Here is a 26,410-nt window from a genome sequence, read left to right on the forward strand (position 1 = left end):
TAGAAGGGTTTAAGCGCTTTACCCGTTAAGTGATTAGGTTAATTTGAATGAGTTCAATTCTGCAAGCGAAGTTTCAAAGTTTGAGATAATCTATATACTACTCGTTTCATTTTTGATATCTTGTATCTAAGCAAATGAAAGTGATTTGTAATCTGGAATGAAAGGAATTACTAGGGAAATGGAATGAAAGGAATTATTTGGTAAATATAACGTAGCTGCTATCGATAGTCTATTAATGAAACGAGGGTGCGAATGTCCAAAATTAAAGAAATAATTTCTCAAGAAAAAGCTAATCTAAACATTCACGAATATGCTTTTATGAAATCCAATACAGTAATCTTTTCAGATGAGGTAAGAGGCTTATGTGAAAAAAATGTCTGTGGAATGTATGGGACTTCTTGGGCATGTCCCCCTGCTGTTGGAAGTGTCGAAGAGTGTAAAAACAGATGTACAGATTTTGAAAATGCTTTCATGTTTACCTCATTAGCCAAACTTAAGAAGAAGTATGATACGGTCGAATGGAGAGAAACGCGTCTAGTTCATGAATTAATTACCGAGCAAGTAGCTCGAATTTTTCGAGATGAATTTAGAGAGGCCCTAATTCTATCTACTGAAGGATGTAACTTATGCCCTAAATGTACTTATCCAGAGAAACTATGCAGATATCCGAATCGTATGTTTCCTGCGACAGAGAGTTTCGGGATTATGGTTATTGAACAAGCACCTCTATGCAATATCAAATATAACAATGGAGCTAATTCAATAACTTATTTTAGTATGGTGTTTTTTTAGAAGTAAAAAGCCATTAATCTCAAACGTCTCACGGTTTTCAGCTGAATGAAAAGCGTGAGACATTTTTGTTTAGCCTAAGGATCTTAAATTGGAACATAGAGCGCTCGAATACCGATTCAATCCACGGTAAGGATTTTTTATAGTGAACAGTTAACAGTCATTAATTATTTGATCTTTTTCGATGACAAATAAACCATCCTCCTCCCTCCATTCAGCACAAAAAATATTATTGATTTCAAAATAACCTTGTTTCTCCAGTTCGGTTTTGAGCCAAGATTCATCTTTGCCTATTTTCACCAAGTCTTGATTGAGAATTATCCCATCACTTACAAGAAGCATAGGCAGGGATTTAGGGCTTCCAGTAATATTAAGATCTTTAAGTGTTGGGGCATCGAATTCGGGTTTTCGTAAAATGGTTAAAGACCCGTTTGCTTCGAGTACACCATATTCAACTTCTCGAACGGAAAAAACATCCTTATCCCTTAATAAAGATTGAAGTTCATTGATGTTCATACGGTTTTTCTTAAGCGCTTGGCGATTAAGGACTCCTTTTTGAATGACTAAGGAAGGTTCACCCTCTAAAAGCTTTCTTAATGTAATGGATTTTTGACCCACAAGTTGTATAGCGAAAATTAGGAGACCCCAAACAGAAATAGCAAACAAAATTTCAACAACGCCGGTGTCATCATCATAGATTGCGTTACCGAGAAGCTCGCCCATAATTAGAGCCGAGATAAAGTCAAATGCAGTAAGCTGTGTGATTTGAGTTTTGCCAATTAATCTAGTAAAAAGTAATAAACTAAAAAAGCCTAAAATTAGTTCTAATGCTAACTGTCCTAAACCCATAAAATACACTCCTTCGTTTGTCTCTCCTGCTAGATTAAGCGTTATTCCAAGGAATATACATTTTATTAACAACCATCAGGGATTTGACATATCACCCTAAACTTTTATTACAATAAGAGGGAAAATATGGGTATTAACGACAGAAAGATAGGGTCATTTAAGTCATCTCGACTATTTATGACACGTTTTTTACTGATTATGTGTAATAATGTTTTCAGAGATATGGTGAGCAAACACTCGCTGCCCGACGAAGTGACTTTATGACAAATAACCACTATGATAAAGTTTGCATAACGGGGAGTATCTGATTGCTTGCCTTAACTGAGAGTAATCGCCATATATTTATTGAAAATGCAGATATGGAAATGTATAAAGCCAAAAATACAGGTAAGGCCCAAATCGTAAGTAGACTTGAAATGTCATAAAGACCTATAGTAAAGGAATTATCTCTTCTTTTGAACCATAAAACAAAAGCCCTGTAATTAAATTACAGGCCTTTCGTTAAGAGCTTTTGCTTAATAATATATGGTAATGCAGTCAAATCGTAAGGAAGGAGGTGTTAGTTATGATATTAGAAGATATTGAATTCTTGATTCACTTAATTGAAGATGCACGAGTAAATTTAAATGCTTCAGCAAAACATCGAAGCCTTACTGATCCTAGTATTATCGAAATGAGCCAAAGACTGGATAATTTAATCAATAAATATTATTCAATTACTGAAACACGTCATATTGCGTCTTGAAAGGGTGAGAATGACGAATAGCAATCTTCTCGGATCTAAAAACCCAAGACTTTGAAAACACTAGTAATAAATTCAGGAAATAAGGTTGATATAAGCAAAAGCAGGGTGAGAAATACTAAGATAAAAGTAAATGTCCAAGAGATGACATTGAAAAATTTAGAATTAACGTACTCGCCCATAATACTTTTCTTACTGGCTATCAGAACCATAAAGATGAGTATAGGAGGCAATAGTACTCCATTGACGACTTGGGTTGTTAACATGACGTGGTACAAGGATAATCCGGGCCATAAGACAATTGCTGCCCCTAAGACGATAAGGACAGTATAAAGACTAAAGAACACGGGAGCTTCTTTATGGGATTTACTGATCCCATGTTCAAAGCCGAACGCTTCACAAACAGCATATGCGGTGCTTAGTGGAAGTACAAAGGCAGCCAACATAGATGCACCAAGTAATCCAAAACCAAACAGTAAACTGGCATATTCCCCAGCTAACGGTTTTAGCGCGAGGGCGACATCTTTAGCAGTCTCTATGGGGATATTGTTGGCGAAAAGCGTAGCTGCAGTGGATACTATGATAAAGAAAGCAATAAATCCTGTAAAGAAGGTCCCGATGAGAACGTCCCAGCGCGTATAGCGATAATCCAGGGCGGTTATTCCTTTATCAACGACTGAAGACTGAACATAAAATTGCCCCCAAGGGGTAATTGTGGTTCCGATTACTCCGATCACCATCAGTAAAAAAGCAGGGGTGCCGAGGAGGGTGGGAGTAATGGATTCTACAAGAACTTGAGGCCAAGGAGGTTTAACCATAATCCCTGAGATGACATAACTAAAAAAGGTTAAGCAAAGGAACAGCAGTATTTTCTCCATTTTAGCGTAATCTGTTTTTATGACTAGCCACCAGATGATAAAAGCCATGACAGGTACTGAGATATACTTACTTATTCCAAAAATCTCAAAACTTGTGGCAATCCCGGAAAACTCAGAAACAGTTGTCCCCAAATTAGCAATCAAGAGGACGCTCATAGCAAAGAATGCCCATTTTACCCCATAATTTTCCCGAATTAAATCTGATAGTCCCCGACCGGTTACTGCTCCGGTACGGGCTGAGATCTCTTGGGCTATGGCCAGAAGTACCGTACTAATAAGCATAGTGAAGATAAGCGAATAGCCATATTTAGCCCCTGCCGCAGCGTAAGTGGCAATTCCTCCGGCGTCATTATCCGCAAAGGCCGTGACTATTCCTGGCCCCATGATGGCAAAGAATAGTGTAAGACGTGCTTTTAGGTTCATTCGCTATGCCCTCCTTTCGCTTGGCGGCGGCGGGCGATCAAGGTGGAGTAGATTTCCACTCGTGGACGATCAGGCATTAATAATTCTAATACATCGTCAACCGTGATGATCCCTAAGATTTGATCTTGAGCATTTACAACGGGCACTGCCAGTAAACCATATTTATGGATGATATCGGCAACCTTTTCGTGATCGTCATACGGGGAGATCTTCACAATTTTTGTGTGCATTAAGTCTCTTAATGTAGTTTCGGGAGAAGCAATAATAAGTTCGCGCAGGGAAAGAACCCCTTCAAGGGTTTCTTGTTCATCCACAACATATAGATAATAAATTGTTTCTGCCTCGGGAGCTAAGCGTCTTAATTCGTTGATAGCTTGTTCAGCAGTGATCCAAATCGGTAATCCAATATATTCAGTGGTCATGAGCGAGCCGGCGGTGTCTTCTTCGTATTGCATTAATTCTCGAACATCTTCGGCATCGTCCGATTCCATTAAGCTTAGAAGTTCTTCGGATTTTTCTGAAGACAATTCACTTAAAATATCTGCAGCTTCATCTGGGGGCATCTCTTCTAAGATATCTGAGGCTCGTTCCTCATCCATTTGAGTGATCACTTCAACCTGGACATCCAATTCCATCTCAGCCAATGCATCGATGGCTTGTTGTGAATCAAGAGCATCGAGGAAAGTCGCCCGTTGTTTATAGTCCATATCTTCAATAAGGTCTGCGATATCTGCAGGATGAAGTTGACGAAGTTGTTCTTTTTCCCGAGTGAGTTGAAGGGCAGACGTTCGATTTTCTAAAGGTTTAATATACTGGCAACCTACAAATTTATTCTCAATCCGACTCAAGAAAAACTCTACACCTAATCGGCGAAATAAGCCTCGCACACCGATATCTACTGCAACTAAAACGAGATATTTATGATCCTCGTGAGAGACCCAGGACAAAGAGATGTCATTGACACGAACTAATCTTGAGCCTTCTAAGTCGATGATTTGTTTATCTAACAGCCATTTGCCAATAAAAGTTTCGTCCTCGTGTAAAGGGCATGTCAACAGAGGATTAAAAGTGGTATTAAGGTGCATCCCGTCATGATCCAAGGAAGCGACAAATTTGACTGGAATTAAATCATGAACCCCTTTGGTATATCGAATCCCTGTAACATGAGGGGAGACATTGTCCCAACGGATGGCCATGTCTAGTAATCGACCAATCCGACGTCCTTTAGCATCTCGAATAGGCTTATTAAGCAATTGACTGAAGTAAAATTCTCCTAGAACTTTCAAGTCCTCCATTTAATTCCCTCCTTTCAGCGACGGAGTCTGGCGCCTAATGTCAAAGCGACTCTGTACGCAATAAATTATTGGATAATACGAATGATAAGGGCCAGAATCCATAAATCCACCTCCTTACTGAACCTAAAAAAGATAAAATATTGGGTAAAATAAAAAAGACCTCTATGGCAAAATAGAAGGTCTTTCAACAAACGTTTGACCTCCCTACTCGTTGAGCTTTAGCACTGCATAGCGTAGAGTATTCTCAGCCACCTTAAGTAAAACCTTATGTCGGCAATACCTGTTCTACCCAATTGGCGTCTCTCGACATTTCTGGGCAGTGGCCTATGTTTATGCAGGAGCCTCACCTAACAGAGATTATTTCTGTGACACTTCATTATATGTATAATCTAGCAAATTCGTCAACATTTTATGAAAATCTTTAATAAATTCTGGTCTATTTCTAAAGGATTTTCTTTTGACTTAGTTTACAAATATATTCAAGAATATTTTGAGATAAAATACACTAAGAAAAGACTGTTTGACGAAGGTTAGGCTTTGCCTTTCCACTTATTATTGTGTTATAATCGAGAATGAATTAAATGACGTGATAGTCTCGAGAGGAGGGTGTTTGAATGGCAAAACACATTCAGACAATTGTGAAAGCAAACTTAAGTTCTACTGCAAAAACTGGAGGATGTGGCAAGTGCCAGACCTCTTGTCAATCTGCTTGTAAGACGTCGTGCACGGTTGGTAACCAAGTGTGTGTTAAATAAGGCCCCTCAGGCTTAATTTGAAACATAGGATCTCAGAACCCACCCCGCATACCGGGTTGGGTTCTGTTTCTGTTTAGAGTAACTGTTGGCAAGGGTCAGAAAAGAGAGGATTTGGATATCAATGTTAAATTTAGTGTATTTCAAGGAGTATTCTATTAAAAAGAATGTACACAGTTATCGCCAAGGAGACTTATTCATCGCACATGATGTCAATTCTGGCTCTTTACATGTCCTTGATGAGGGAGCTTATGATGTAATTAAGGCTATTGAGAAGTTGCAGGAGATATTGGAAACTGTAAACACAGAGGGGATCTGCCAGGTCCTTAGGCAAACAGGTAAAACAGTAATTGCGGAAGAACTTTCTGAGATTCTTGATGAGCTGGAGGAACTGCGCAAGGAAGGTACACTTTTTTCCGCAGAGGCGGAGAACGTGCTTCCGATGTACCCGGAAAAGCCAATTGTCAAGGCCATCTGCCTCCACGTGGCCCATGACTGCAATTTACGCTGTGAATATTGTTTTGCAGGGACAGGGGCTTTTGGTGGAAGTCGAATGATGATGGATGTGGAGACCGGTAAGAAGGGGATTGACTTTGTTCTAGAGTCGTCGGGACATCGGGATCACTGTGAAGTTGATTTCTTCGGCGGTGAACCATTACTTAATTTTGGGTTGATCAAGTCCTTAGTCGAATACGGCAGAAAGGCTGGAAAAGACCATGGTAAAACCATCAAATTCACGCTGACTACTAATGGCGTATTACTGAATGACAGAATCCAGCAATTTCTTGAGCAAGAGGAAATTAGTGTGGTTTTGAGCTTAGACGGTCGACCAGAAGTCCATGACCGAATGAGGCCCTACGCTGATGGTCGAGGGAGCTACGCCAAAGTTACCCCTCTAATCAAACAGTTTGCTGCCAAACGACCAGAAAGCTCACCTTATGCGCTGGGGACATATTACTATGTTAGGGGCACGTACACCCATTTTAATCTGGATTTCGATCGGGATGTTTTGCACATGGCTGATTTAGGGATAAAACAAATTTCTGTGGAGCCTGTTGTAGCAAGCCCTAAGGATGCTTACTCTTTTCAAGAGGGAGATCTTGAAAAAATACATGAAGCCTATGATCGCCTCGGTGAGGAGCTATTATTACGCCGTGCTCAAGATAGAGATTTTAATTTCTTCCACTTTAATATTGCCTTAGATCAGGGACCTTGCATGATTAAACGCCTTTCAGGATGCGGCGCTGGTCATGAGTACGTGGCCATATCTCCGGAGGGAGATCTTTATCCTTGTCACCAGTTTGTTGGGCAGGAGGCCTACAAACTAGGGTCGCTTTACGATGAAAACCCTCATCAACTGAAGGACGAAGTGGTGAAGAGTTTTCGTTCAGCTCATGTATATAGTAAGCCGCTTTGCAGAGAATGTTGGGCTCGCTTTGCCTGCAGTGGGGGATGCCATGCAGCTAACGTTTCCTTTACTCAAAGCTTAACAGACGTTTATACTTTGGGGTGTGAGCTTCAGAAAAAGCGTTTAGAAGTAGCATTTTATCTAAAGGTTAAAGAAATCCAACAAGATTTAATGTAAAAGTTTAAACACCTGCATTATATTTACTCTCAGAGAGGAAAATGGCATAAGAACACATTGAAGATTAAAAGTTGGATGGATTAAAAAGACATGGTACAATGGTATTTGGGATTAAATGGTCAAGGAGGCGAACTGTTTGAATAAAAAATCACAACGTATTTTTGCTGGCATTCTTGCTGTACTTGTAAGTATTGCTATGGTTGGTTCAGCTTTTATCGGTTATTTTTTGGATTCTGATACCCCTTTACCTAATACAGGAGCCTATAGTGCAGCTAATGCTAAAGCAGAATACCAAGCTCAAAAGTTGCGCATAGATGCGATGGTGGAGCAGGCCAAGAAAGACCCTGAGAATGTTCCGTTACAAACGGCTCTGGGAAATGAATATTATAATGCAGGAATGTCAGCTCAAACGGTTGCTCCTACTGAGATACAAGAAAATTTCAAAAAGGCTGTCGAGGCTTACCAAAAAGTATTAAAAACAAATAAAGATCCTAATATCATAGTAGATATGGCCACCTCTGCGTTTTATAGCGGGGATTATGACTTAGCAGAAAAAAGTTATAATGAGGCATTAGTCATTAAACCGGATTTCATTAATGCCTTGTTTAACTATGGAATTTTCCTGTCTCAAGCAAAGCGGGATTGGGCTGGAGCCATCAATCAGTGGCAAAAAGCCCTGCCATTGACTCAGAACAGTTCAGAGAAAGAGACTATCGAGGAGTTGATTCGTCAAGCTCAAAGCCAACTCAATGCTAATCAGACAACGGACGGAGTGTCAAATCCTATCTTAAAAAACGGTGAGTAAAATCGGCAGTGAACTCGTTCAGCTAAAGCTGAACATCGTAGAATAAGGAACACCCACTTGCAGAAGTGGGAGTCTCGGAATTGATGAATAAGAATGGAGTCACTGATCTTTTTCTTCTATTAGTGACTATTAGCCCCTAATAGGTTCACTACCTTTGCTTAAGAAGAACTTCACCCAAAAAAGGTTTATTTATATGCTGAAAACGGAGGAACAAATATTGCATTTTACAACCTTGGCGAGCGGAAGTTCCGGAAACGCAATTCTTGTTGGAGAGAATAATCGGCATTTACTTGTGGATTGTGGAATTAGTGGAAAGAGTCTGTTACATAACCTCTCCCAGATTCACCTCTCCTGCTCAGACATTGAAGGAATTGTAGTTACGCATGAACATGTAGATCATATACGTGGAGTGGGTATTCTAGCCAGAAAATTAAAAATCCCAATCTATGCTACAGCTGGACTTTGGAATGTTATGAGTCATTCCTTAGGGAAGATCGAAGAGGGTCAACGAATTGAGGTTCAAGAGTCATTTTCTTGCGCAGGTATGGATGTATTGCTCTACCCTACATCACATGACAGTCGAGAGAGTTATGGTCTAAAGGTCTCACGACCCAAGCAGAAGAATAAGAGGGACTTGGCAGTTGGGATTGCCACGGACAGCGGCATGATTACAGAGGAAATGCATCGACATTTGCAAGGGTGTGATGCATTTGTTGTTGAGGCAAATTATGACGATGAGCGGTTACAGAATGGGCCATATCCGGCCTATCTGAAAAGGCGAATCAGGGGAAAATATGGCCATTTGGAAAATAAACAGTTGGCGGAAGGGCTTTTAGAGTGGATTAAGGAAAACACCCAACGAGTTGTGCTGGCCCATTTAAGTCAAGAAAACAATACTCCGGAAATCGCTTTGGCTACTGTTTTACGTATTCTTCAAGACTCGAAAAGATCGAAAGAGTATTCAAAGCTCCCTGTTGATGTTGCTCCAAGGCATTTCCCGCATGAATTGATTAGGTTAATGGAATAATAGCAATAGGAGGTAAGTTATGGACTACTATAAGGATAATAATTATTCGCGGAGAGGTCCTGGCTTTTTTTCGACGGTTTTTGTTGCTTTAGTCAGTGCCTTATTAGGCGGAATTATCGCCGTGGCGCTGGTTCCATCCGTGTACGGGAATAAACAAGTGACGCCCACGAGCCAAGTTAGTTTGAATGAAGGCCCAACGACTCCAACCATTCCAACAGACGCTGGCGCAAATTTTCCAGTAACTCAGATTGCTAAAGCCACTGGCCCGGCAGTTGTCGGGATTGCTAATTTTCAATCCCGAGGATCTTTATTTGGAGGAAGTGGGTCGACTGAAGTAGGCAGTGGCTCGGGGTTTATCGTTGATGCACAACATGGTTACATTGTCACTAACTACCATGTAATCTCTGGAGCAGAAAAGATTATCGTAAGTATGGCTGATGGCCGCAATCTTGATGCAAAACTTGTAGGCGGCGATGAGCGTACAGACTTAGCAGTGGTTCAGATCGCAGATACAAAAGACTTAGTTGCTGCGCAAATAGGGGATTCTTCAAAACTTCAAGTTGGTGAACCGGTGGTAGCGATTGGAAATCCTGGCGGACAAGAATTTGCACGCTCAGTGACTACAGGTGTTGTCTCAGCAACAAATCGAATCTTAAATATTCCGGGAGAAGCAAGTTTTAACCTCATCCAAACTGATGCTGCCATAAACCCTGGGAACAGTGGCGGGCCGCTTGTGAGTTATCAAGGGCAAGTGATTGGAATAAATTCGGCTAAGAATCAGGAACCAGGATTTGAGGGAATGGGTTTTGCTATCCCTATTACAGATGCTTTACCAACAATCAAACAACTAATTGAGAAGGGATATGCCAGTCATCCCGGACTTAATGTTCAAATTGATCCTAGTTATACTCCTGAATATGCCAGTCAACGAGGATGGCCGAAAGGTGCTTATATTTCCAAAGTTACTCCTGGCGGCCCGGCTGAAAAGGCAGGAATTCGTGCTGGAGACATCTTGACTAAGATTAATGGAATAGCAGTTAAGAGTTCGCTGGAATTAACCCATCAGTTATTGAAGTATAAACCGGGTGATACGGTTTCAGTCACAGTTTATCGAGATAATAAGACCGTGGAAGTTTCTGTAGTACTTACGGAAATAAAGTCGCAATAGAGGGATAATTTCTTAAGCCTGTAGCTTAGGTTGATAAACAACTGAAGTTACAGGCTTTTTAGATTGTACAAATCTACTGTTATTAGGCCTGTGCAACCTGGAAGAGAAAGTTTTATTAATTGAGGCTGTACTTTAGTACATTGTAATAAAATGGCGAAAGATATATCATAAAAATCACTACTAAGGAGTAATGAAAGAAAAGAGCGATATTTGACGCTGTTAGACAAAGAAGTGTATTTACTGCTGTCTGCCTAACATTTCTTAAAGATCCGGAACCTGCATTGACTCCGGATTTGGCAAAATTTATAGAGCAAACTAAAAAGAAAAGGCTCAAGAATACGATTTGGAGCCTTATTTCTTGATGCCTGAATACAAGGACTTCGGCAGTAATTTTGAAAGGAATAATAGGATTGCTTTAAAGAGGGATGGTGAGGGGTAAATTGATTGCCGACAATATCACTGTAAGTTCAGCGCGATCCGAGGCGTTTTCCGAAGTATATATTAAATACTATTCCAAGCTTTATAAATACACTGTTTATCGGGTAGGTGACCCTAACGTAGCTGAAGATCTCGTCAGTGAAGTGTTTGAGAAAGTATTGGTAAAGTACCATACATATAACTCAGAAAAAGGTATGTTCAGCACATGGCTGTTTACCATAGCCAGCAATACTATAATTAATTACCACAAACGGAATGGTAGCAAAACTGAACCTATTAACTTGGAAAAAGTAGAATATAAGTCCCAGCTTGAAGATCTGATTATTGACCGGGAATTAAAAGAACTTCTCCTCAAGGCAATTATGTATCTTGAAGAGCACCAGAGAAATATTATTGCCTTTAAATTTGGTGCCTGCTTGACAAATCGGCAGATAGCCCGGATGATGCGTTTAACGGAGAGTAATGTCGGAACAATTTTGTACCGATCGTTAAAAAAATTAAGGGATATTCTAAAAGAACAAGGGGTTGTCTATTAAACCGAATATGATTCGAGGTGTAGTAATGATAGGGAAAAATTCCTTGGAGTTATTTAATTTGGATATAGAAAAAATCATTTCTGGAGAAATTATCGTTTCATCTGAATGTCAGGATGGTGATGAAGAGTACAAAGAATTGTTACTCCTCGCACAGTTGCTGGCAAAAGCAGATTATGCTCAAAAGGGCCAGGATCGAGCGAAAAAGATATTAGAAAAAGCAGTTCCAAGTTCCCATGTGTATGATGAATTGGAAGATGATGAATTGGATATGGTTGCGGCTGGGGTTAATTTGGACCTAATGTCGGTTGAATACGAGAAAAAAGATTGAAATGGTCAAAAAACTGTGTGATACCATTTGTTGTTATTTGTATAAATAGTTAGATATATGTTTTTAAGCTTAATAACGACGGTAACGAATTAATTACAGGAAGTTAAGCCCTTATAAACAAGATAACAACAAATGAAGCCATCCATGTTGTTGAGTCGTTAAAAATGGCAACTCAACTTAAAAGAGTAATATGGAAAAATACGTGAAAGGGGGAGTATATTCTGAAGTCTCACTGATGTGGGGCTTGGCGGGTCAAAGTTTAGAAAAAATCTAACAAATAAAGGAGAGAAATAAAATGAGTACAGAAATCCAAAGATTCAGCACAGACCTTCGTGATAATCAGGAAATGCAAAAAGAAATAAAGAACATGGGTAGTGATATGGGGAAAATCGTAGCCTACGCTAACTCCAAGGGCTATACTTTTACGGTTGCAGACGTCGACGCCAAAAAGGGTGAGTTATCTGAAGAACAGCTGGATAAGGTAGCTGGCGGCAATGGTGGCATTTTAGTGGCCTGGTAGAATTTTTAATTTTGGAGTATCTTGCAAAACGCCAAGCTAAGGGTAAATTAAGCAACCTAAATAATGCCAACGTTTAGTTTGGTATATGACCCGGTTGGCATCAGGCCCCGGGTCATTATCATGATGAACAAGGAAATATTGAGGAGATACTGATATGGATGAGTTGCATTTATGTGGGGATTTTAACAATCAAACTAACATCGATGAAAAAAGGTTGATCCCACATATCAAGCGATTTATGGAATGCGCTGTTGGGGACCCTGAATTCTATGAGGCTATTCATGAGAACGCCGCCGGATGTGCCCCCCTGTTACAATCAAAGGGGATATTTGGTGTTGATCCGGTGCAGGCAGCGGCACTTGTACCGGATATGCTCTTGTTGAAGGAAGTCCCTGTTGCGGAATTAGAAGGTAAGCCACAGGCGCTGTTGTGGCGGCGATATACCGATGCTATTGACCAATACCGGATAACTTGGCGACAATGTTACGAAAAGACGCCCAGTAATCTTTTTAATACTTGGCGACAACGTCAGATAAATCGTTGTCACAGTCAATTGAGTGAAGAGACAAACAAAGCTATTATACATACGACAATAGCGTTCGAATTGAGTAAGGGCTGTTCGATGGGCTGTCCTTTCTGCGGTGTTGCAGCTGAACCGCTGCAAGAAGTGTTTATGTATACCAAGGAGAATGCCCGGCTATGGCAAGATGTCCTGAACGCAGCGGTAGAACACCTCGGCACTACTGTTGGCAGCGGGGTATGTTATTGGGCCACTGAGCCCAGTGATAATCCTGATTATTTTAGGTTTGTGGCTGATTTTGGCAAAACCACAGGTGTTTATCCTCATACAACTATTGCAGCCCCTATGCGCAATCTTGAATGGACACGCGAAATGTTGCGATTTCGACGAGAACATATCATGGCTAGAGATAGTTTTTCCATTCTCTCGACTAATACCCTGCATCGTATTCATGAGACTTTTTCTGCAGAGGAGTTGGCTTTAACGGTGTTGGCCATGCAGCACTCAGCTTCATCGGTTAGTTTAAGGGCTCAATCCGGTCGTAATCGCAAGGCTGCTTCTGATAATCCTCAATTGGAGTCAGCTCAGGATCATACCATCGCCTGTCTCACCGGTTACCTGGTAAACATGGTGGATCGTTCGGTGCGGTTGATAAGTCCCTGTCCTCCTTCAAATTGCTGGCCGTTAGGCTATCAAGTTTACGCCGAAGGCAACTTTTCCTGCGCTGCTGAACTAGACGATTTTATCCGCGAAACTATGGATAAATGCATGCCTGAGCAGGTTGCGTCGGACGATATCTTAGCCTTTCGCCGTGACCTGGAGTTTATTCCCCTGCCGGAGGAGGGATTCCAACTTCTAAGTAAATACCAGTTGCATAAGATGACGGGATCCCCCCATCTGAGCCAGCTTGGACAGTTAATTTCTCACAGGAATTTGACCTTCTGGCAGGTGATTGAAGAGCTTGTGGTTCAGCATAAGGATGCTCTGGCGATAATGGCTTCTATTCAGAAGCTTTTTGACCAGGGTTTGCTGGATGATGGTTTGAGCGAAGAAGGACTTGCGAGGAGGTAAAAAGTATGGCTTGTTTGGTAAGCAATCCAATTAACAATTTGGCCGGAGAAAACTTTGAGTTGTCCCAATTGCCAGCGGACGTTTGCTTGGTATGCATGCCCTATTGTGATCCAGAGAAACCTTCATTAGCCTTAGGGTTGCTACAGGCCGTGTTAATAGAAGGGGGAATCGAGGCCAGGAGCATATACGCCAATCTCCTCTTCTGCGAGGAGATTGGCGTGGAATTGTATGAACGAAATCACCATCGAGATCCTCGCCTCCCACTAGCCGAATGGTCATTTTCTCCAACTGCCTTTCCAGAGTTCCGGCCTGATGAAAATCGTTTTGTCAGTGAAATCCACGCCAGACTCGGTGAAGTACGACAGCAGAGTTTGGAAGAATGCAAGGACGAGTTGCGTTTCATTCGTCAAATAGCAGAAAGATTTACTGCCCGCCTGGCAGAACAGATACTCAAACTTAATCCGCGTATCGTTGGCTGTACCTCAAGTTTGTCTCAGCGGGTGCCATCCTTAGCCTTACTCAGGAAGATACGAGAAATTAACCCCGATGTTATCACCATGATGGGTGGGGCAGACTGTGAAACAGTCATGGGACGCGCGACTCACCAGCATTTCCCGTGGGTCGATTTTGTTGTCTCAGGAGAGGGCGAAGATCTTATATTGCCCCTTGCTAAACGGATATTTGAATACGGTCGCCAGGTTCCTCTCGAAGCTTTGCCCGAGGGTGTATTTGCTCCACTGCATCGGCAGTTTGGATACCAGAGTGCTAAGCAAAATGGCAATGTGGGTCTACCCAGGGCCGTGGCCACTTCCTTTGATCATCAGATAACTCCAGTCTATCAGGACTACTTCGAAACGCTCAGATCTTTGCCAACACTAGGCAGAATTGTCCGTCCCAGCTTGCCAATCCAAGCCTCCCGGGGTTGTTGGCATGGGAAGTGCAAATTTTGTGGACTTAACGCCCCGCTGATCCCCTACCGGTCGCGTCCAGTCGAGAGTGTACTGGCCGAGTTGGAAGAGCTCAGCCGCCGTTATGGGGTGGAACACTTCGAGTTTCTTGATAACATCCTGGACATGAGATGTTTTAACGATTTGATTCCCGAGCTTATCAGTCGCGGTGCTCCTTACAAACTATTCTATGAAATTCGTTCGAATATGTCGAAGAAGCAATGCGAAATGATGCGTCAAGCCGGAATAGTTTGGTGTCAGCCCGGAATAGAAAGCCTTCACAGTGAAGCATTAAAAACCTTGAGTAAAGGGGTAACGGCCTGGCAAAACATCCAGACCCTGAAATGGTGCCGCCAGTTTGGCATGCGCACTATTTGGGCGATTCTCAAAGACTTTCCTGACGATCGGGATGACTGGTACCAAGAGATGGCTGAATTAGTTCCTCTCCTGACACATTTATATCCCCCAGCGGGGGTTTTCAGTGTCGAGTACCAAAGGAATAGTCACTACTTCGGCCAGTCGGCTGATTATTCCTTAAAATTTACTTCTATACCTTTACACGCCCTTATTTATCCATTAAGTCCAAATGCAATTAGCGACCTTTCCTATTCATTTGAAGATGAGTTTTACGCTTCCACTATAAACGACCCGAGAATGGCTATTTTGTTTGACCGTCCCGGGGTGCGAAACCTTGGAAGGGCTGTTTTTCAGTGGTGTGTGGCCTTTATTAGTCAGAACCCGCCAGTACTAAGCATGAAAGTAAGCGATAAGGAAATTATGGTGCGTGATACTCGGCCTATTGCTGTTGCCCCTTGTTTCTGCCTTGACGGTATACAGCGTGAGTTGTATCTGGCCTGCGATCAAGCAGGGAAAGAGACACAGGTGCGCGAGATATTCCGGGACAAAGGGTTCAGTAGTTCAGATGTCGATACTGCGATCCAGAATCTTTTGGATAATAAGCTGTTGCTTCGTATTGATCAGAGATTGTTGGCCTTAGCAGTTGAAGAGCCATATCTCGAATACATTCCCAGAGAGGAGTTTCCATGGGGGTATATCAGCGGTGAACCAAAATCAATGCTCGGACAGCCTATTGAATTTATGAAATCTCATATAAAGGACGTGGCCGACAAAGGATTGCTTGACAGGCGCTACCTGCCGTTAGATTGCTGACAATGCTTAATGCTATTACAAACTGGTTTGGTGTCCGCAGTTTAATACATAAAGGTATGGAAAAGTAGTAATTTAGAGTGGTGGCTATATTGTACGCACATAATATACAAAAGAATGGCTACCGCTATGATATAGACGGTAACCATTTCTTATTTAAAGTCGCTTCATAAATTCTTAAATTACTCTCTTAATCTCTAAAACTACTTTATTGACATAATAATAGTGATAATAATATAATGACCGTAATCTGAAAAAGTCAATTTATAGTATTAATTAGGCATTTATTTATCATAAAAGAAGAGTTTGTGTTGAAATAAGAACTTTATCCGAAGGGTTAAGCTCTTTTCATTGCGGCTTTCTCTAAAAAATGCTTTAATTAATGATTTAGTTTAAAAGAAATGAATTAATTATAAAGCTTTAAGAGAAAAAGTGCACATGTGGGAGGTAATAGGATGGAAAATAGCAATAGCATTTTTCGTAAGACAGCCCTTGATCGTATATCTTCGCCTGAACAATTAAATGAATATATAAAAATAACGAATCCTGGAGTGTGGGTTGTGCTGCTAGGCTGTATGGCCCTGCTTATCGCTGTGGGGTTTTGGTCTGTATTCGGCAGTATACCTGATAGTGTTCAAGTAAAAGGAGTTGTTTTCCCACAAAATGGGGTAACTGCATTGATTCCTGAAACGGGAGGGCGTATCAGTGATGTCCGAGTAAAGGTCGGAGATTTTGTGCAGGCGGGTCAAATTATAGCAGTTGTACCGCAGGAAGACTTAATTCAAGAGATTAATAATTTAGGTACTCAGGCAAATCTTGATATCTCAAAAATCAATGCCCTTAGGTCAGAATACGAAAGAAAATCTCTTATAGTAGCACCTGTTTCGGGGATTGTACTTAATGTTATGGGAGTGCATGAAACAGCTTCCTCTAATCAAGCCCTAGCCAGTATTGTAAAACAAGAAAAATTTGCTAACGACAAGCAAATTATTACCTATGTACCTTCTTCCACTGCTAAGAAGTTAAGAGAGGGCATGGAAGTTCAGGCATCCCCTTCATTTGCCCCTCGCGAGGAATATGGCTATATGTATGGGTATATAACTAGCATCGGGACATATCCCGTGACAGAAGCCAACGTCCTGTCAGCCTTGGGAAGTGAACAGTATGCGGTTGGAGTTTTGCCGGAGGGGAGTTGTGTGGAGGTTCGAATTACTCTTACCCCCGATCCAGATTCGGCCGACAAAATTAAATGGTCCAATCAAAAGGGCGAGGGGATTAGCTTAAGCATCGGAACGAATTGCAATCTTTTAATCGTGACTAAAAAGATAAAACCATATGAGCTGATTTTCTAAACTCGTCAGGAAGCCATACATAGAAAGGAACCATCGCCATGCCTAAAATAGCAAAGGTCCCGATAGTAATGCAGATGGAAGCACTAGAATGTGGGGCGGCTTCCCTTAGTATGGTGCTGGCATATTTCGGAAAGTGGTTGCCGCTTGAACAGGTACGCTTAGATTGTGGTGTGTCAAGGGATGGCAGCAGTGCAAAGAATATCTTAAGAGCCGCAAGGGCTTATGGACTTAAGGCCTCAGGGTACCGTATGGATCTTATAGCTCTTCGAACGATTAGTTTTCCTGCAATTATCCACTGGAATTTCAATCACTTTGTAGTGTTGAACGGTTTTAAGAAGGACAAGGCAGTTTTAAACGATCCCGCAAAAGGGACTGTTGAGGTCTCGATGGAGGAATTCGATAAGTCATTTACAGGTATTGTCCTTAGATTTGAAAAGACTGATTCTTTTATACCGGAAGGTAAGCCCAAGAGTGTCTGGAGCTTTGCCCGAAAGAGGCTGAAGGGAACGAAAGGACCCTTTATTTTCGTGATTGCAACGGGTATCTTAACTACTGGTATAGGTATGATTACACCCGTGTTTTCAAGGATCTTCCTGGATAATATCTTGTCAGGCAAAAACCCGGACTGGCTGATGCCCTTTATTATAGCGATAGGGCTGGCAGTTCTTTTTCAGTTTGTGATTGCTGTTATAGAAGGAATTTTTCTATTGAAGATCCAAGGACGGCTTGAAGTGACTGCCAATGCAATGTTTATGTGGCATGTCTTAAGGTTGCCGGTTGAGTTTTTTTCTCAGCGTTTTGTTGGGGATATTGCCTCGAGACAGGCCAGCAATGAGCGGATTGCTTATACCTTGATAGGGAAACTGGCACCAGTATTTCTCAATGTCGTCATGCTCGTATTCTTTTTGACGGTAATGCTTCGCTACAGTGTACTGCTGTCAATTGTCGGTATTTTAGCCGCTGTTCTCAATATTTTGGTGTTAAGGTTTGTATCCAAAAAGCGGGTGAATATGAGCAGGGTTTTGGAGCGTGACGGTGGCAAACTTGTTGGAACGACCATGTCAGGAATAGAAATGATTGAGTCAATAAAAGCTAGTGGTGCCGAAAATGGCTTCTTTGAGCGTTGGGCGGGCTATCATGCCAAGCTAAATAATTCCCAGGTTGCGCTTGCCAAAACGAACCAGTATTTAGGAATGGTCCCAACTCTTTTGCAACAGCTCGCCAACACAGCTATATTGATGATTGGTGTATACCTGATCTTAGATGGAGAGTTTACGATTGGAACCTTGATCGCATTTCAGGCTTTTCTGACAGCGTTTCTTTCTCCGGTCAATCAATTAGTCGATGTCGGGCAACTATTCCAAGAGATGCGCTCATCTATGGAGCGAGTGGAAGATGTGATGAATTACCCGACTGACGTGGAGGACAACCAGGCCGTAAGCGAGAAAAGGACGTTAAGCTATGAAAAGCTGTCTGGGACTATCGAGATTACTGATTTGACCTTTGGATATAATCGATTAAGTCCGTCTCTGATTGAAAATTTCTGTATGACCCTCAAGCCAGGCTCTCGAGTTGCATTGATTGGCGGATCAGGCAGTGGAAAGTCGACCCTGGCAAAGCTTATATCTGGGCTTTACAAGCCATGGTCGGGTGAGATTCTATTTGATGGATACCGCAGAGAGGAAATAGACAGAGGTGCCTTCACTGGTTCCTTATCGGTCGTTGATCAGGATATAGTGCTATTTGAAGATAGTATTTTAGATAATATTACCCTGTGGGATTCGTCTGTTTCTCAAGTAGCGGTTGTCAATGCCGCTAAGGATGCTCAGATTCACGAGGATATTATGCAACGAGAAGGCGGTTATGATCACCTTATTAAAGAAGGTGGCAAAAACTTTTCCGGTGGTCAGCGTCAGCGTTTTGAGCTAGCAAGGGCATTAGCCCTGGAACCGTCCATTATTATACTCGACGAGGCTACTTCCGCTTTGGATGCTAAAACCGAGCTAACTATTATGGATTCCATTAAGGCTAGGGGGATTACCTGTATTATTGTAGCTCACAGGCTTTCCACCATCCGGGATTGTGAAGAAATTATCGTATTGGATAAAGGCCAGGTTGTTGAGCGTGGCAGACATGAGGAATTGATAAAAACAGAGGGTATGTACACAAAGCTCATTACAACTGAGTAAAGGGGTGAGGGAATGACACGCAGTTTTGACCAGCAGCTCCAAAAACGCTTGGAAAATGATCAAAAAGCAATGGAAGGCTCATTTTATGAGCTGGCAGTTATTGTAGGGAATAAACGAGAAGAAATACTTCAGTCGAAAGAAAAGCAGCCAGCTGTGAAGGGGGAAATCGAGCGAATTCTCACCTTTTTGCGAGTGAAGGTACCTTCATTGCCCGAAGGAGTTACCGATGTTAATGAGCAACTAGAGTATATGTTGCGCCCATCGGGCGTGATGCGTCGACGGGTGGAACTTAAAGGCAGTTGGTGGAAGGATGGAACTGGACCACTGTTGGGCAGTACAATATCGGGCGAGGCAGTGGCAATCATGCCCCGCTTTCCATCGGGGTATGACTATTTTGATGCCGATATCGGCAAAAAAGTTAAGGTGAATGCCAAAACTGCCGATAAACTAAACGATGAGGGATTCTGCTTTTATCGGCCTCTTCCCGCTAAAAAGTTGAGTATAACTGATTTGGTATTCTATATATTACGGTCAATCTCTCATTCCGATATAGCTCTTGTTTTGGGGGCCAGCTTGCTGGTTAGCCTGCTTGGTATGTTTACTCCTTATATGAGCAAACAAATTTTTGATTCTGTCATTCCTTCGGGTACTAAAAGTGATGTATTCCCGGTGGCAGGTTTATTAATTGGTGCCACTCTTGGTTCGGTGCTTTTTGGAATCACAAGAAGTATCGTCCTTTTGCGGTTTCGCGACAAAATTAGTATGTCCGTGCAAAGCGCTGCCATGGCGAGGGTCTTTTCTCTGCCAGCGACCTTTTTTAAGGATTATTCGGCAGGCGAATTGTCAAGCAGGACCATGAGTATCAATCAACTGTGTTCTATGCTCTCAGATAGTGTTATGACATCGGGACTGACCGCACTATTCTCTTTTGTGTACATAATTCAGATGCAGACCTTTGCTTCAAGTTTGGTTGCGCCCGCTATGCTCATTATAATTTCTATGCTGGTATTTACTATCCTCACAGGGTTATTACAGATTAGGTTATTGACAAAGCAAACCAAGTTGTCAGCAAAAATGAATGGACTTGTTTTCCAACTATTCAACGGTATTCAGAAGGTAAAGCTGGCAGGCGCTGAAAAAAGAGTCTTTTCAAAATGGGTTGAGAAGTATAAAAATTTGGGCAAAGTCACCTATTCTCCACCGCTTCTTTTGAAGATTCAAGGGGCTGTATCAGGAGCCCTTACTCTGGGCGGGAGTTTAATACTTTACTATTTTGCCGCCCGCTCTAATGTATCCGTTTCAAATTATATCGCTTTCACGGTTGCATATGGTTCAGTAAGTGCTGCGATCCTGCAACTTTCTGAGATTGTTATGAGCCTGGCAAATATTAAACCTTTGCTCGAGATGGTAAAACCTATTTTAGAAACTGTACCGGAGATTGACGAGACTAAGAAGATAGTGACAGGATTGTCAGGCTCTATCGAAATGAATAATATAACATTTCGTTATACTGAGAACGGACCGGCAATTCTAAATAATCTAAGCCTGAGAGTTAAGCCGGGTGAATATGTGGGCATTGTGGGGAAGACGGGATGCGGAAAGTCTACTTTGATGCGTATTTTACTAGGCTTTGAGAAACCTGAATCGGGCGCGGTATATTATGACGGTTCTAGTCTTGAAAGCCTCGATGTTCGTTCAGTACGACAGAACATGGGTGTTGTGATGCAGAGCGGCAAGTTATTTTCTGGAGATATTTTTTCCAACATCATCGTTACCGCACCCTGGCTGACCCTGGAAGATGCATGGCAAGCAGCACGCATGGCGGGCGTTGAGGAGGATATCCTGGCCATGCCGATGGGGATGCACACTGTGATTTCCGAGGGGAGTGGAGGAATTTCTGGGGGTCAGAGGCAGCGTATTATGATTGCTAGAGCGATTGCGGCCAAGCCTAAGATTCTATTTTTTGATGAAGCCACTTCTGCCCTGGACAATATCACGCAAAAAATTGTTTCCGAATCGCTGGCGACATTAAACTGTACGCGGATCGTGATAGCTCACAGGCTTTCAACTATTAAGATGTGCGATAAGATTCTAGTGTTTGACAGAGGCGTGATAGTTGAGGAAGGCACATTTGAAGAACTAATGGCAAAGGAGGGGCTTTTTCATGAGTTTGCAAGCAGACAAATGGCCTAATCAAAGGGCAGCAAGGGGAAATTTGTCAAGAAAGCAGGTTTTAGGCTGGGGCTTAATCTGTTTTATACTTCTAAGCCTAATGGGGTGTGCAAGTGAGCAAAAGGTCAATCCCAAGGAACTCTATATTCCGGTATTAGGGGATGCAGCCTGGTTGAAAGAGGATGGGGCATTTATAAGTGGGGTTGAACTAGCGGTGGAGGTATTGAATAAGGAGTACACTGCTGAGGGATATACCGTCAAAACAGAGGTCATCGATGATTTGGCGTCCTATGATAAAGGGGTAGAAATGGCGACTAGGCTTAGCACGGAAAAAACTGTGACAGCGGTGATAAACTTACAAGATTTTGATGTTTCTAAGACTACAGCGGGTATCCTTTCCGAAGGTGGGAAGCTGGTATTCTTCCCATACGGTGTCTTCGACAGCCTTATGAATCAAGGGAATAACAAGCTGTTCTGCAATGTACCCAGCTTTGCAGATTTAGGAACTGCCATGGCGGGCTATGCTGCCCAAAAAGGGTTTAAGCGCATTGCCATCTATCACAATGGAATCACTTCACAGGAGGAACTGGCTACCGCTTTTGAACTTGCTTTGTCCAGTACGGAAGGTAAGGTTGTGGACTATGTACCCAATATTTCCTCGCAGAGTGATTTTGAAACGGTTTATAGCAGATGGAAGGCCTTAGATGTTGACTGTGTTGTGATCGCCCAATACGGATCCGAGAGGGCCTATGAAGTGCTGGGGATGATCAGGAATAAGGACAACAATCTAGCGGTAATTGGTGAACCTATATTCAGTACCGCTAATTTATTAAGTGAAAACAAGAAAAATGCAGAAAATCTTGTGATCCCATCTACCCTCATTATTAAGGAAAGTGAAAAGCTTAATAAGTTTCGAGAACAATACAGACAGAAGTTCAATAAGGAAGCCGATATTTGGGCGGTGCAAGGTTACGATACTATGAGACTCATTACTGATACCTGCATTAATACGGGTTGCACTGACCCTGAAATACTATCAGAAATACTCCATGCCGCCAAAGGGTATGAAGGGGTAGGCGGAACTATTGCCTTTTTAGAAGGGGGAGCTCTCAAGGTAAATGTTCAGGATTTGCAGATGTTGGTCAGCAGAAACGGGCAATTTGCAGGGATTAAGAATTAGGAAGGTGGAAATCCGACTCGCTACGAGGAGGGAAATCTATTATCATGCGCTAAAGTGACTTCAAGAACAAAAAAGGCGTTGTGACAATCCATTAAGAAGACAAGGGTTAACTACCAAGGTTTAAGAGGGGGTGAAAAATAATGACTAAGGCGGAATCCAATATTGTGCTGTTTTCCATCACACTATGCTGGGCATCCTCTTATATATTTATCAAAAATATCCCTGACTCTATTTCGGCTTTTGCCTATGTGACTATGACGACGTCGGTTGCCAGCATTATTTTAGCGCTTGTTTTCATTAAAAGATTAAAGGATTTTGATAAGCAGACTCTGTGGAGAAGTTTGATTTTAGCAGGGATTATCTGCGGGAATTTAGTCTTTGAACGACTTGGCATAGCGAAGATACCAGCCTCTGCGGCTAGTTTTATTGCATCCTTAAACATTGTGTTCGTCCCGCTTTTGTTGCTGATATTTAAGCGAAAACCCAGTCTAAACAACGTGGCAGGCATAATAATTATCTTAACCGGTCTTATTTTCACTAGTGGAATCAAGCTGGGAGAGACAGTGAATTACGGGGTTCTTGCCATGACGGCAGCCTGTCTCTTTATGGCAGTTTATATTATTATCGTTGACGATTTTACCAAAAAAAGTGATCCCTTGTTGCTAGGGATCGGGCAGATGTTTTTTACGGCGCTTATCGGTTTTGGGTTGTGGTTTATCGAAGAACCGAGAACCTTTTTTTCGATTGTGTACACAAACGAAATACTGGCGAATATTTTCATGCTGGCGTTTTTTGCCAAGGCCTATGCTTATATCATGCTTATGTATAGTCAAAAATATGCTTCTCCCATTACAGTAACCATTATGGCGTCCACTGAGCCTGTGGTGACAATGGTGTTAGCATTACTTATCCCTAATACTTTTGGGAAAACAGAAGTCTTGACCATGAATAATGTGATCGGGGTTTCTTTTATTCTGGTAGGGGCAATTTTTGCTGGGACCAACTTTTTAAGTAGAAAGAACAGAATGGATCAAGCAACCTCTCTGACCGATTCTGCTATGGGGGGCTAAAATGAACGAACTATTATCTCCCTTTAGATCAAAACAGAAGCTATTACAAATAGGTCTGTGTGTGCTGGTGTTTATCGGGATGGCTGTCCCCTTTAAGGTGATGGTACTTATTGAAGGGTTTACTGAGGTGCGACCAGTCAATGCTGTGCCCGTTGTAGCTGGGCTTCTTCTAGGTCCTGCTGCAGCATGGGGCTGCGGAATCGGTAATCTGATCGCTGATTTGTTTGGAACTTTTACTAAAGGGTCTCTCTTAGGCTTCATTGGCAATTTCTTGGCTGCTTATTTGCCTTATAAATTGTGGCATATCTCAGGCAGCAAGGAAATGCCCAATGTAAAAAGCTATAAAAATATTATCAAGTATATTTTGATTTCGACAATTGCCGCTATTGCATCCGCTATAATTATCGCCTGCGGTTGGGATTTCTTGTTTGGCATGTGGATGCCAAATTTATTTTGGATTATTATATTCAACGATGTTGGATTTCCGCTTCTAATAGGCTTGCCGGTTTTTATTGTCCTCACATCGGAAGAGAGCAAGCTCAAAATTACCATGCCAATTAGAAGCCTGCGAAACCATAAAGGACAGGGGTATCTTTCTTTAAAATATGCGCTCTTGGGTGCACTTGTTTTGAGTGAATTGGCCTTGATGGGGATGATTTCCATTGGTTTAAGAATGTCCTCATCGTTGGTGATGGGGATAATTGGCGGGATTTTTACGATTGCTTTGATAGGGTTTGTAGGTATTAGGGATGAATAAGCAAAAAGATTAAAGAAATATGTAAAAAGATGTGTAATAGAACTTAAAGTAATAAGTATTCACTCATAGAAAGTAAAACCGAATCTGCGGCAGACAAAGAATCTGTTGTTGGACACATTTAACTGAAGGAGGAAGTCAAATGAATATTAATAATTTTATTGAAAGTCTGGGAGAAAACAAGGAGGAGCTTCTTAAAAAGGGAGCAATGTGCACGAGTGTCGATGAGCTGCTTGCACTGGCCGTAGAGTATGGATTAACTTTGGATGGGGCAGGAGCAACAGAACTTTTGGAAGCAAAGCAGGTAACGATAGGCAAGTTGACGGATGAAGAGCTCGATAGTGTCGCGGGTGGTGGATTTCGTACAAAGGTTAGAGAGAATGTTTATTATAGAGAATATTTTACATGTAAAAACTGCGGAAGTCATTATTTGAGACTACCCGATCCTACATGTGCTGATTGTGGAGCTAAGGCTGGACCTGTAACTCGCTAGAAAAGGTTTATCAGACCAATTAGCAGTCTTAGGAGGCATGGTGGGCGAACTATGCCTCCTAACTTAGGGTAAGAAATGAAAGCAGAAGTTATAAAGACCTGTTGAAAGACAGTCGCTTAATAGAACCAAAGGGGGTGAAAGGAGTTGAACTCAATAGTACAAGCTGATATGTCAGAGTTGGCAGTTAAAGCCCGCCGAGATCCGCAAGCCTTTGCTGCAATCTATGAAATCTATTTTACGAGAATTTATAACTATGTTCGTTATCGAGTGAAGGACCCTGAAACCACCGACGACTTAATCAGCGTGATTTTCGAAAAAGTACTTAAAAACATCAGACTTTTCAGGCCGGAAAAAGGGAATTTTACTGCTTGGCTATTTGCTATTGCCCATAATGTAATAACCGACTATTTTCGAAATAGGGAGAAAAACCAATTGTCTTCCCTTGAGGCCTATGGTGAGATTGCTTCAATATCTCAGGATTTGGGAGAAGCCTTTGTTGAAAATGAATTAAGAAGTAAACTCTTAGAAGCCTTAGGCGAATTAAGCGAAAGAGAACGTCACATTATTGCCCTTAAGTTTTGGTCAGGGTTAAAAAACCGCAGTATTGCCAAGCTGATCGGGGTCAGTGAAAGTAATGTGGGCGTGATACTTTATCGGGCAATGGGGCGGTTGTATTCGAGTATAGGGTCTGGAGGGGAGGAGTCCAATGAGAGAAAGTCGCTATGCAGAACACTTTAATTTGGAGTTGGAACGAAGTAATCTTATGACAATTGAAAGTGAAACCGAATTAAAATTGCTAACTCATGTGGAAGAGAAAGAGGTTTTGGGAGAGCTGGCGCCCCTGCTTGAATTGGCAGGGATTGTGAAAAGTGCGGATTTTTCAGGCGAGAGTCGAATTAAAAATAGTCTTTTACAACGCTTGCTGCAAAAGTTTCCAGAGCAAAAACCTGATTCAACGAATGATCAATCACATTTTGACGCTGAACTAAGTGACGACGAATTGGAACTAGCCGCTGGGGGGGGGATAGGTCAACCGACGAATGATAAGGGCTGTTTGTTGTGTGGTTGCCAACGATCATCAGCAACAATTGACTGTGACAATTGTTCATTTTGCGGGCATCCTCGTTCAAGCCATAAGTGAACTCACTGATAAATCAAACAGGTTGTTTTGCCACTACAACGACTTCCTTAACATCGAGCAACAAAAAACGATACATGCTTTATGTATTGTCAGAAACATTTAAGCGCGGGATTTGCAATTAAAGAAATCTACTAAGAGTGTAATGATAACTTTGCTCTTACGTATTAACTCATAGAAAATAAAAGCAAAAATTTATTATTTGAGTTTGAGATGTGGAAA

The 26,410-nt window shown here is 41.9% G+C and carries 24 protein-coding genes and 1 riboswitch; of the genes, 21 read left to right on the top strand and 3 right to left on the bottom strand.

The window, feature by feature from the left end:
• Window positions 1–252 precede the first annotated feature (252 nt).
• Window positions 253–792 carry a DUF2284 domain-containing protein gene (locus tag BUB11_RS01825; protein ID WP_073027402.1) on the top strand — a complete coding sequence of 180 codons (540 nt, stop codon included), beginning with the start codon at window positions 253–255 and terminating at the stop codon, window positions 790–792.
• Window positions 793–942: 150 nt separating this feature from the next.
• Here BUB11_RS01825 and BUB11_RS01830 read toward each other — a convergent pair whose 3' ends face one another.
• Window positions 943–1,638 (bottom strand): DUF421 domain-containing protein, encoded by a 696-nt coding sequence (locus BUB11_RS01830; protein ID WP_073027404.1) that lies wholly within the window; start codon window positions 1,636–1,638, stop codon window positions 943–945.
• A gap of 565 nt (window positions 1,639–2,203) precedes the next feature.
• On the opposite strand from BUB11_RS01830, the gene BUB11_RS01835 reads away from it, so the two are divergent.
• Window positions 2,204–2,383 carry an aspartyl-phosphate phosphatase Spo0E family protein gene (locus tag BUB11_RS01835; RefSeq protein ID WP_073027406.1) on the top strand — a complete coding sequence of 60 codons (180 nt, stop codon included), beginning with the start codon at window positions 2,204–2,206 and terminating at the stop codon, window positions 2,381–2,383.
• 35 nt (window positions 2,384–2,418) lie between these two features.
• On the opposite strand, the gene BUB11_RS01840 is transcribed toward BUB11_RS01835, so the two are convergent.
• Both BUB11_RS01840 and BUB11_RS01845 read right to left on the bottom strand, forming a co-directional pair.
• Complete coding sequence (locus BUB11_RS01840) at window positions 2,419–3,681, bottom strand: Nramp family divalent metal transporter (RefSeq protein WP_073027408.1); 1,263 nt, start codon at window positions 3,679–3,681, stop codon at window positions 2,419–2,421.
• Entirely contained in the window at window positions 3,678–4,976 is a 1,299-nt protein-coding gene (locus BUB11_RS01845; RefSeq protein WP_073027410.1) for a magnesium transporter, read from the bottom strand. Before BUB11_RS01845 ends, BUB11_RS01840 begins: the two co-directional genes overlap by 4 nt.
• Window positions 4,977–5,172: 196 nt before the next feature.
• A riboswitch (M-box (ykoK) riboswitch) is annotated at window positions 5,173–5,338 on the bottom strand.
• 252 nt (window positions 5,339–5,590) lie between these two features.
• Between BUB11_RS01845 and scfA the strand changes: the two genes are divergently transcribed.
• From scfA to BUB11_RS01940, 19 genes are all read left to right on the top strand, one after another.
• The gene (gene scfA / locus BUB11_RS01850) at window positions 5,591–5,731 is read left to right on the top strand and encodes a six-cysteine ranthipeptide SCIFF (protein WP_073027411.1); all 141 of its coding nucleotides are present in this window, start codon (window positions 5,591–5,593) and stop codon (window positions 5,729–5,731) included.
• A 121-nt stretch (window positions 5,732–5,852) separates the two neighbouring features.
• Window positions 5,853–7,313, top strand: a complete 1,461-nt coding sequence (scfB, locus tag BUB11_RS01855) for a thioether cross-link-forming SCIFF peptide maturase (RefSeq protein ID WP_084110124.1) — start codon at window positions 5,853–5,855, stop codon at window positions 7,311–7,313.
• Between the two features lie 136 nt (window positions 7,314–7,449).
• On the top strand, window positions 7,450–8,118 hold the full coding sequence (locus BUB11_RS01860) for a tetratricopeptide repeat protein (protein ID WP_073027413.1): 669 nt from the start codon (window positions 7,450–7,452) through the stop codon (window positions 8,116–8,118).
• A gap of 217 nt (window positions 8,119–8,335) precedes the next feature.
• Window positions 8,336–9,145 (top strand): MBL fold metallo-hydrolase, encoded by an 810-nt coding sequence (locus BUB11_RS01865; RefSeq protein ID WP_073028171.1) that lies wholly within the window; start codon window positions 8,336–8,338, stop codon window positions 9,143–9,145.
• Window positions 9,146–9,164: 19 nt separating this feature from the next.
• Window positions 9,165–10,313, top strand: a complete 1,149-nt coding sequence (locus tag BUB11_RS01870; protein ID WP_073027415.1) for a S1C family serine protease — start codon at window positions 9,165–9,167, stop codon at window positions 10,311–10,313.
• A 440-nt stretch (window positions 10,314–10,753) separates the two neighbouring features.
• Entirely contained in the window at window positions 10,754–11,287 is a 534-nt protein-coding gene (locus BUB11_RS01875; protein ID WP_207650019.1) for an RNA polymerase sigma factor, read from the top strand.
• Window positions 11,288–11,345: 58 nt separating this feature from the next.
• Window positions 11,346–11,615 (top strand): hypothetical protein, encoded by a 270-nt coding sequence (locus tag BUB11_RS01880; protein ID WP_143159020.1) that lies wholly within the window; start codon window positions 11,346–11,348, stop codon window positions 11,613–11,615.
• Window positions 11,616–11,910: 295 nt separating this feature from the next.
• Window positions 11,911–12,135: a Nif11-like leader peptide family natural product precursor gene (locus BUB11_RS01885; protein ID WP_073027419.1), complete on the top strand. Its 225-nt coding sequence runs from the start codon at window positions 11,911–11,913 to the stop codon at window positions 12,133–12,135.
• Between the two features lie 154 nt (window positions 12,136–12,289).
• The gene (locus BUB11_RS01890; protein WP_073027421.1) at window positions 12,290–13,726 is read left to right on the top strand and encodes a radical SAM family RiPP maturation amino acid epimerase; all 1,437 of its coding nucleotides are present in this window, start codon (window positions 12,290–12,292) and stop codon (window positions 13,724–13,726) included.
• 5 nt (window positions 13,727–13,731) lie between these two features.
• Complete coding sequence (locus BUB11_RS01895) at window positions 13,732–15,843, top strand: RiPP maturation radical SAM C-methyltransferase (RefSeq protein ID WP_073027422.1); 2,112 nt, start codon at window positions 13,732–13,734, stop codon at window positions 15,841–15,843.
• Window positions 15,844–16,295: 452 nt separating this feature from the next.
• Window positions 16,296–17,192, top strand: a complete 897-nt coding sequence (locus tag BUB11_RS01900) for a biotin/lipoyl-binding protein (protein ID WP_073027424.1) — start codon at window positions 16,296–16,298, stop codon at window positions 17,190–17,192.
• Window positions 17,193–17,230: 38 nt separating this feature from the next.
• Window positions 17,231–19,381: an NHLP family bacteriocin export ABC transporter peptidase/permease/ATPase subunit gene (locus BUB11_RS01905; RefSeq protein ID WP_073027426.1), complete on the top strand. Its 2,151-nt coding sequence runs from the start codon at window positions 17,231–17,233 to the stop codon at window positions 19,379–19,381.
• 12 nt (window positions 19,382–19,393) lie between these two features.
• A complete protein-coding gene (locus tag BUB11_RS01910) occupies window positions 19,394–21,574 on the top strand; it encodes an NHLP bacteriocin export ABC transporter permease/ATPase subunit (RefSeq protein ID WP_073027428.1) in 2,181 nt (726 codons plus the stop codon).
• Window positions 21,546–22,733, top strand: a complete 1,188-nt coding sequence (locus tag BUB11_RS01915) for an ABC transporter substrate-binding protein (protein WP_073027429.1) — start codon at window positions 21,546–21,548, stop codon at window positions 22,731–22,733. Before BUB11_RS01910 ends, BUB11_RS01915 begins: the two co-directional genes overlap by 29 nt.
• 140 nt (window positions 22,734–22,873) lie before the next feature.
• Window positions 22,874–23,803 carry a DMT family transporter gene (locus tag BUB11_RS01920; RefSeq protein WP_073027431.1) on the top strand — a complete coding sequence of 310 codons (930 nt, stop codon included), beginning with the start codon at window positions 22,874–22,876 and terminating at the stop codon, window positions 23,801–23,803.
• A 1-nt stretch (window position 23,804) separates the two neighbouring features.
• Entirely contained in the window at window positions 23,805–24,560 is a 756-nt protein-coding gene (locus BUB11_RS01925) for a QueT transporter family protein (RefSeq protein ID WP_073027432.1), read from the top strand.
• Window positions 24,561–24,699: 139 nt separating this feature from the next.
• Window positions 24,700–25,050: a hypothetical protein gene (locus BUB11_RS01930; protein ID WP_073027434.1), complete on the top strand. Its 351-nt coding sequence runs from the start codon at window positions 24,700–24,702 to the stop codon at window positions 25,048–25,050.
• A 144-nt stretch (window positions 25,051–25,194) separates the two neighbouring features.
• A complete protein-coding gene (locus BUB11_RS01935; protein ID WP_242947419.1) occupies window positions 25,195–25,788 on the top strand; it encodes a sigma-70 family RNA polymerase sigma factor in 594 nt (197 codons plus the stop codon).
• Window positions 25,757–26,191: a hypothetical protein gene (locus tag BUB11_RS01940; protein WP_073027436.1), complete on the top strand. Its 435-nt coding sequence runs from the start codon at window positions 25,757–25,759 to the stop codon at window positions 26,189–26,191. The genes BUB11_RS01935 and BUB11_RS01940 overlap by 32 nt, the downstream gene beginning before the upstream one ends.
• Window positions 26,192–26,410 lie beyond the last annotated feature (219 nt).

This window comes from Desulfosporosinus lacus DSM 15449, assembly GCF_900129935.1.
GTDB lineage: Bacteria > Bacillota > Desulfitobacteriia > Desulfitobacteriales > Desulfitobacteriaceae > Desulfosporosinus > Desulfosporosinus lacus.

What these genes read in the sequence shown, in the direction of transcription:
- BUB11_RS01890 (WP_073027421.1), top strand. Translation starts at nt 12,290, where the DNA reads ATGGATGAGTTGCATTTATGTGGGGATTTTAACAATCAAACTAACATC.
- BUB11_RS01840 (WP_073027408.1), bottom strand. Translation starts at nt 3,681, where the DNA reads ATGAACCTAAAAGCACGTCTTACACTATTCTTTGCCATCATGGGGCCA.
- BUB11_RS01870 (WP_073027415.1), top strand. Translation starts at nt 9,165, where the DNA reads ATGGACTACTATAAGGATAATAATTATTCGCGGAGAGGTCCTGGCTTT.
- BUB11_RS01930 (WP_073027434.1), top strand. Translation starts at nt 24,700, where the DNA reads ATGAATATTAATAATTTTATTGAAAGTCTGGGAGAAAACAAGGAGGAG.
- BUB11_RS01885 (WP_073027419.1), top strand. Translation starts at nt 11,911, where the DNA reads ATGAGTACAGAAATCCAAAGATTCAGCACAGACCTTCGTGATAATCAG.
- BUB11_RS01910 (WP_073027428.1), top strand. Translation starts at nt 19,394, where the DNA reads ATGACACGCAGTTTTGACCAGCAGCTCCAAAAACGCTTGGAAAATGAT.
- BUB11_RS01920 (WP_073027431.1), top strand. Translation starts at nt 22,874, where the DNA reads ATGACTAAGGCGGAATCCAATATTGTGCTGTTTTCCATCACACTATGC.
- BUB11_RS01915 (WP_073027429.1), top strand. Translation starts at nt 21,546, where the DNA reads ATGAGTTTGCAAGCAGACAAATGGCCTAATCAAAGGGCAGCAAGGGGA.
- BUB11_RS01925 (WP_073027432.1), top strand. Translation starts at nt 23,805, where the DNA reads ATGAACGAACTATTATCTCCCTTTAGATCAAAACAGAAGCTATTACAA.
- BUB11_RS01825 (WP_073027402.1), top strand. Translation starts at nt 253, where the DNA reads ATGTCCAAAATTAAAGAAATAATTTCTCAAGAAAAAGCTAATCTAAAC.
- scfB (WP_084110124.1), top strand. Translation starts at nt 5,853, where the DNA reads ATGTTAAATTTAGTGTATTTCAAGGAGTATTCTATTAAAAAGAATGTA.
- BUB11_RS01900 (WP_073027424.1), top strand. Translation starts at nt 16,296, where the DNA reads ATGGAAAATAGCAATAGCATTTTTCGTAAGACAGCCCTTGATCGTATA.
- BUB11_RS01835 (WP_073027406.1), top strand. Translation starts at nt 2,204, where the DNA reads ATGATATTAGAAGATATTGAATTCTTGATTCACTTAATTGAAGATGCA.
- scfA (WP_073027411.1), top strand. Translation starts at nt 5,591, where the DNA reads ATGGCAAAACACATTCAGACAATTGTGAAAGCAAACTTAAGTTCTACT.
- BUB11_RS01905 (WP_073027426.1), top strand. Translation starts at nt 17,231, where the DNA reads ATGCCTAAAATAGCAAAGGTCCCGATAGTAATGCAGATGGAAGCACTA.
- BUB11_RS01845 (WP_073027410.1), bottom strand. Translation starts at nt 4,976, where the DNA reads ATGGAGGACTTGAAAGTTCTAGGAGAATTTTACTTCAGTCAATTGCTT.
- BUB11_RS01830 (WP_073027404.1), bottom strand. Translation starts at nt 1,638, where the DNA reads ATGGGTTTAGGACAGTTAGCATTAGAACTAATTTTAGGCTTTTTTAGT.
- BUB11_RS01895 (WP_073027422.1), top strand. Translation starts at nt 13,732, where the DNA reads ATGGCTTGTTTGGTAAGCAATCCAATTAACAATTTGGCCGGAGAAAAC.
- BUB11_RS01940 (WP_073027436.1), top strand. Translation starts at nt 25,757, where the DNA reads ATGAGAGAAAGTCGCTATGCAGAACACTTTAATTTGGAGTTGGAACGA.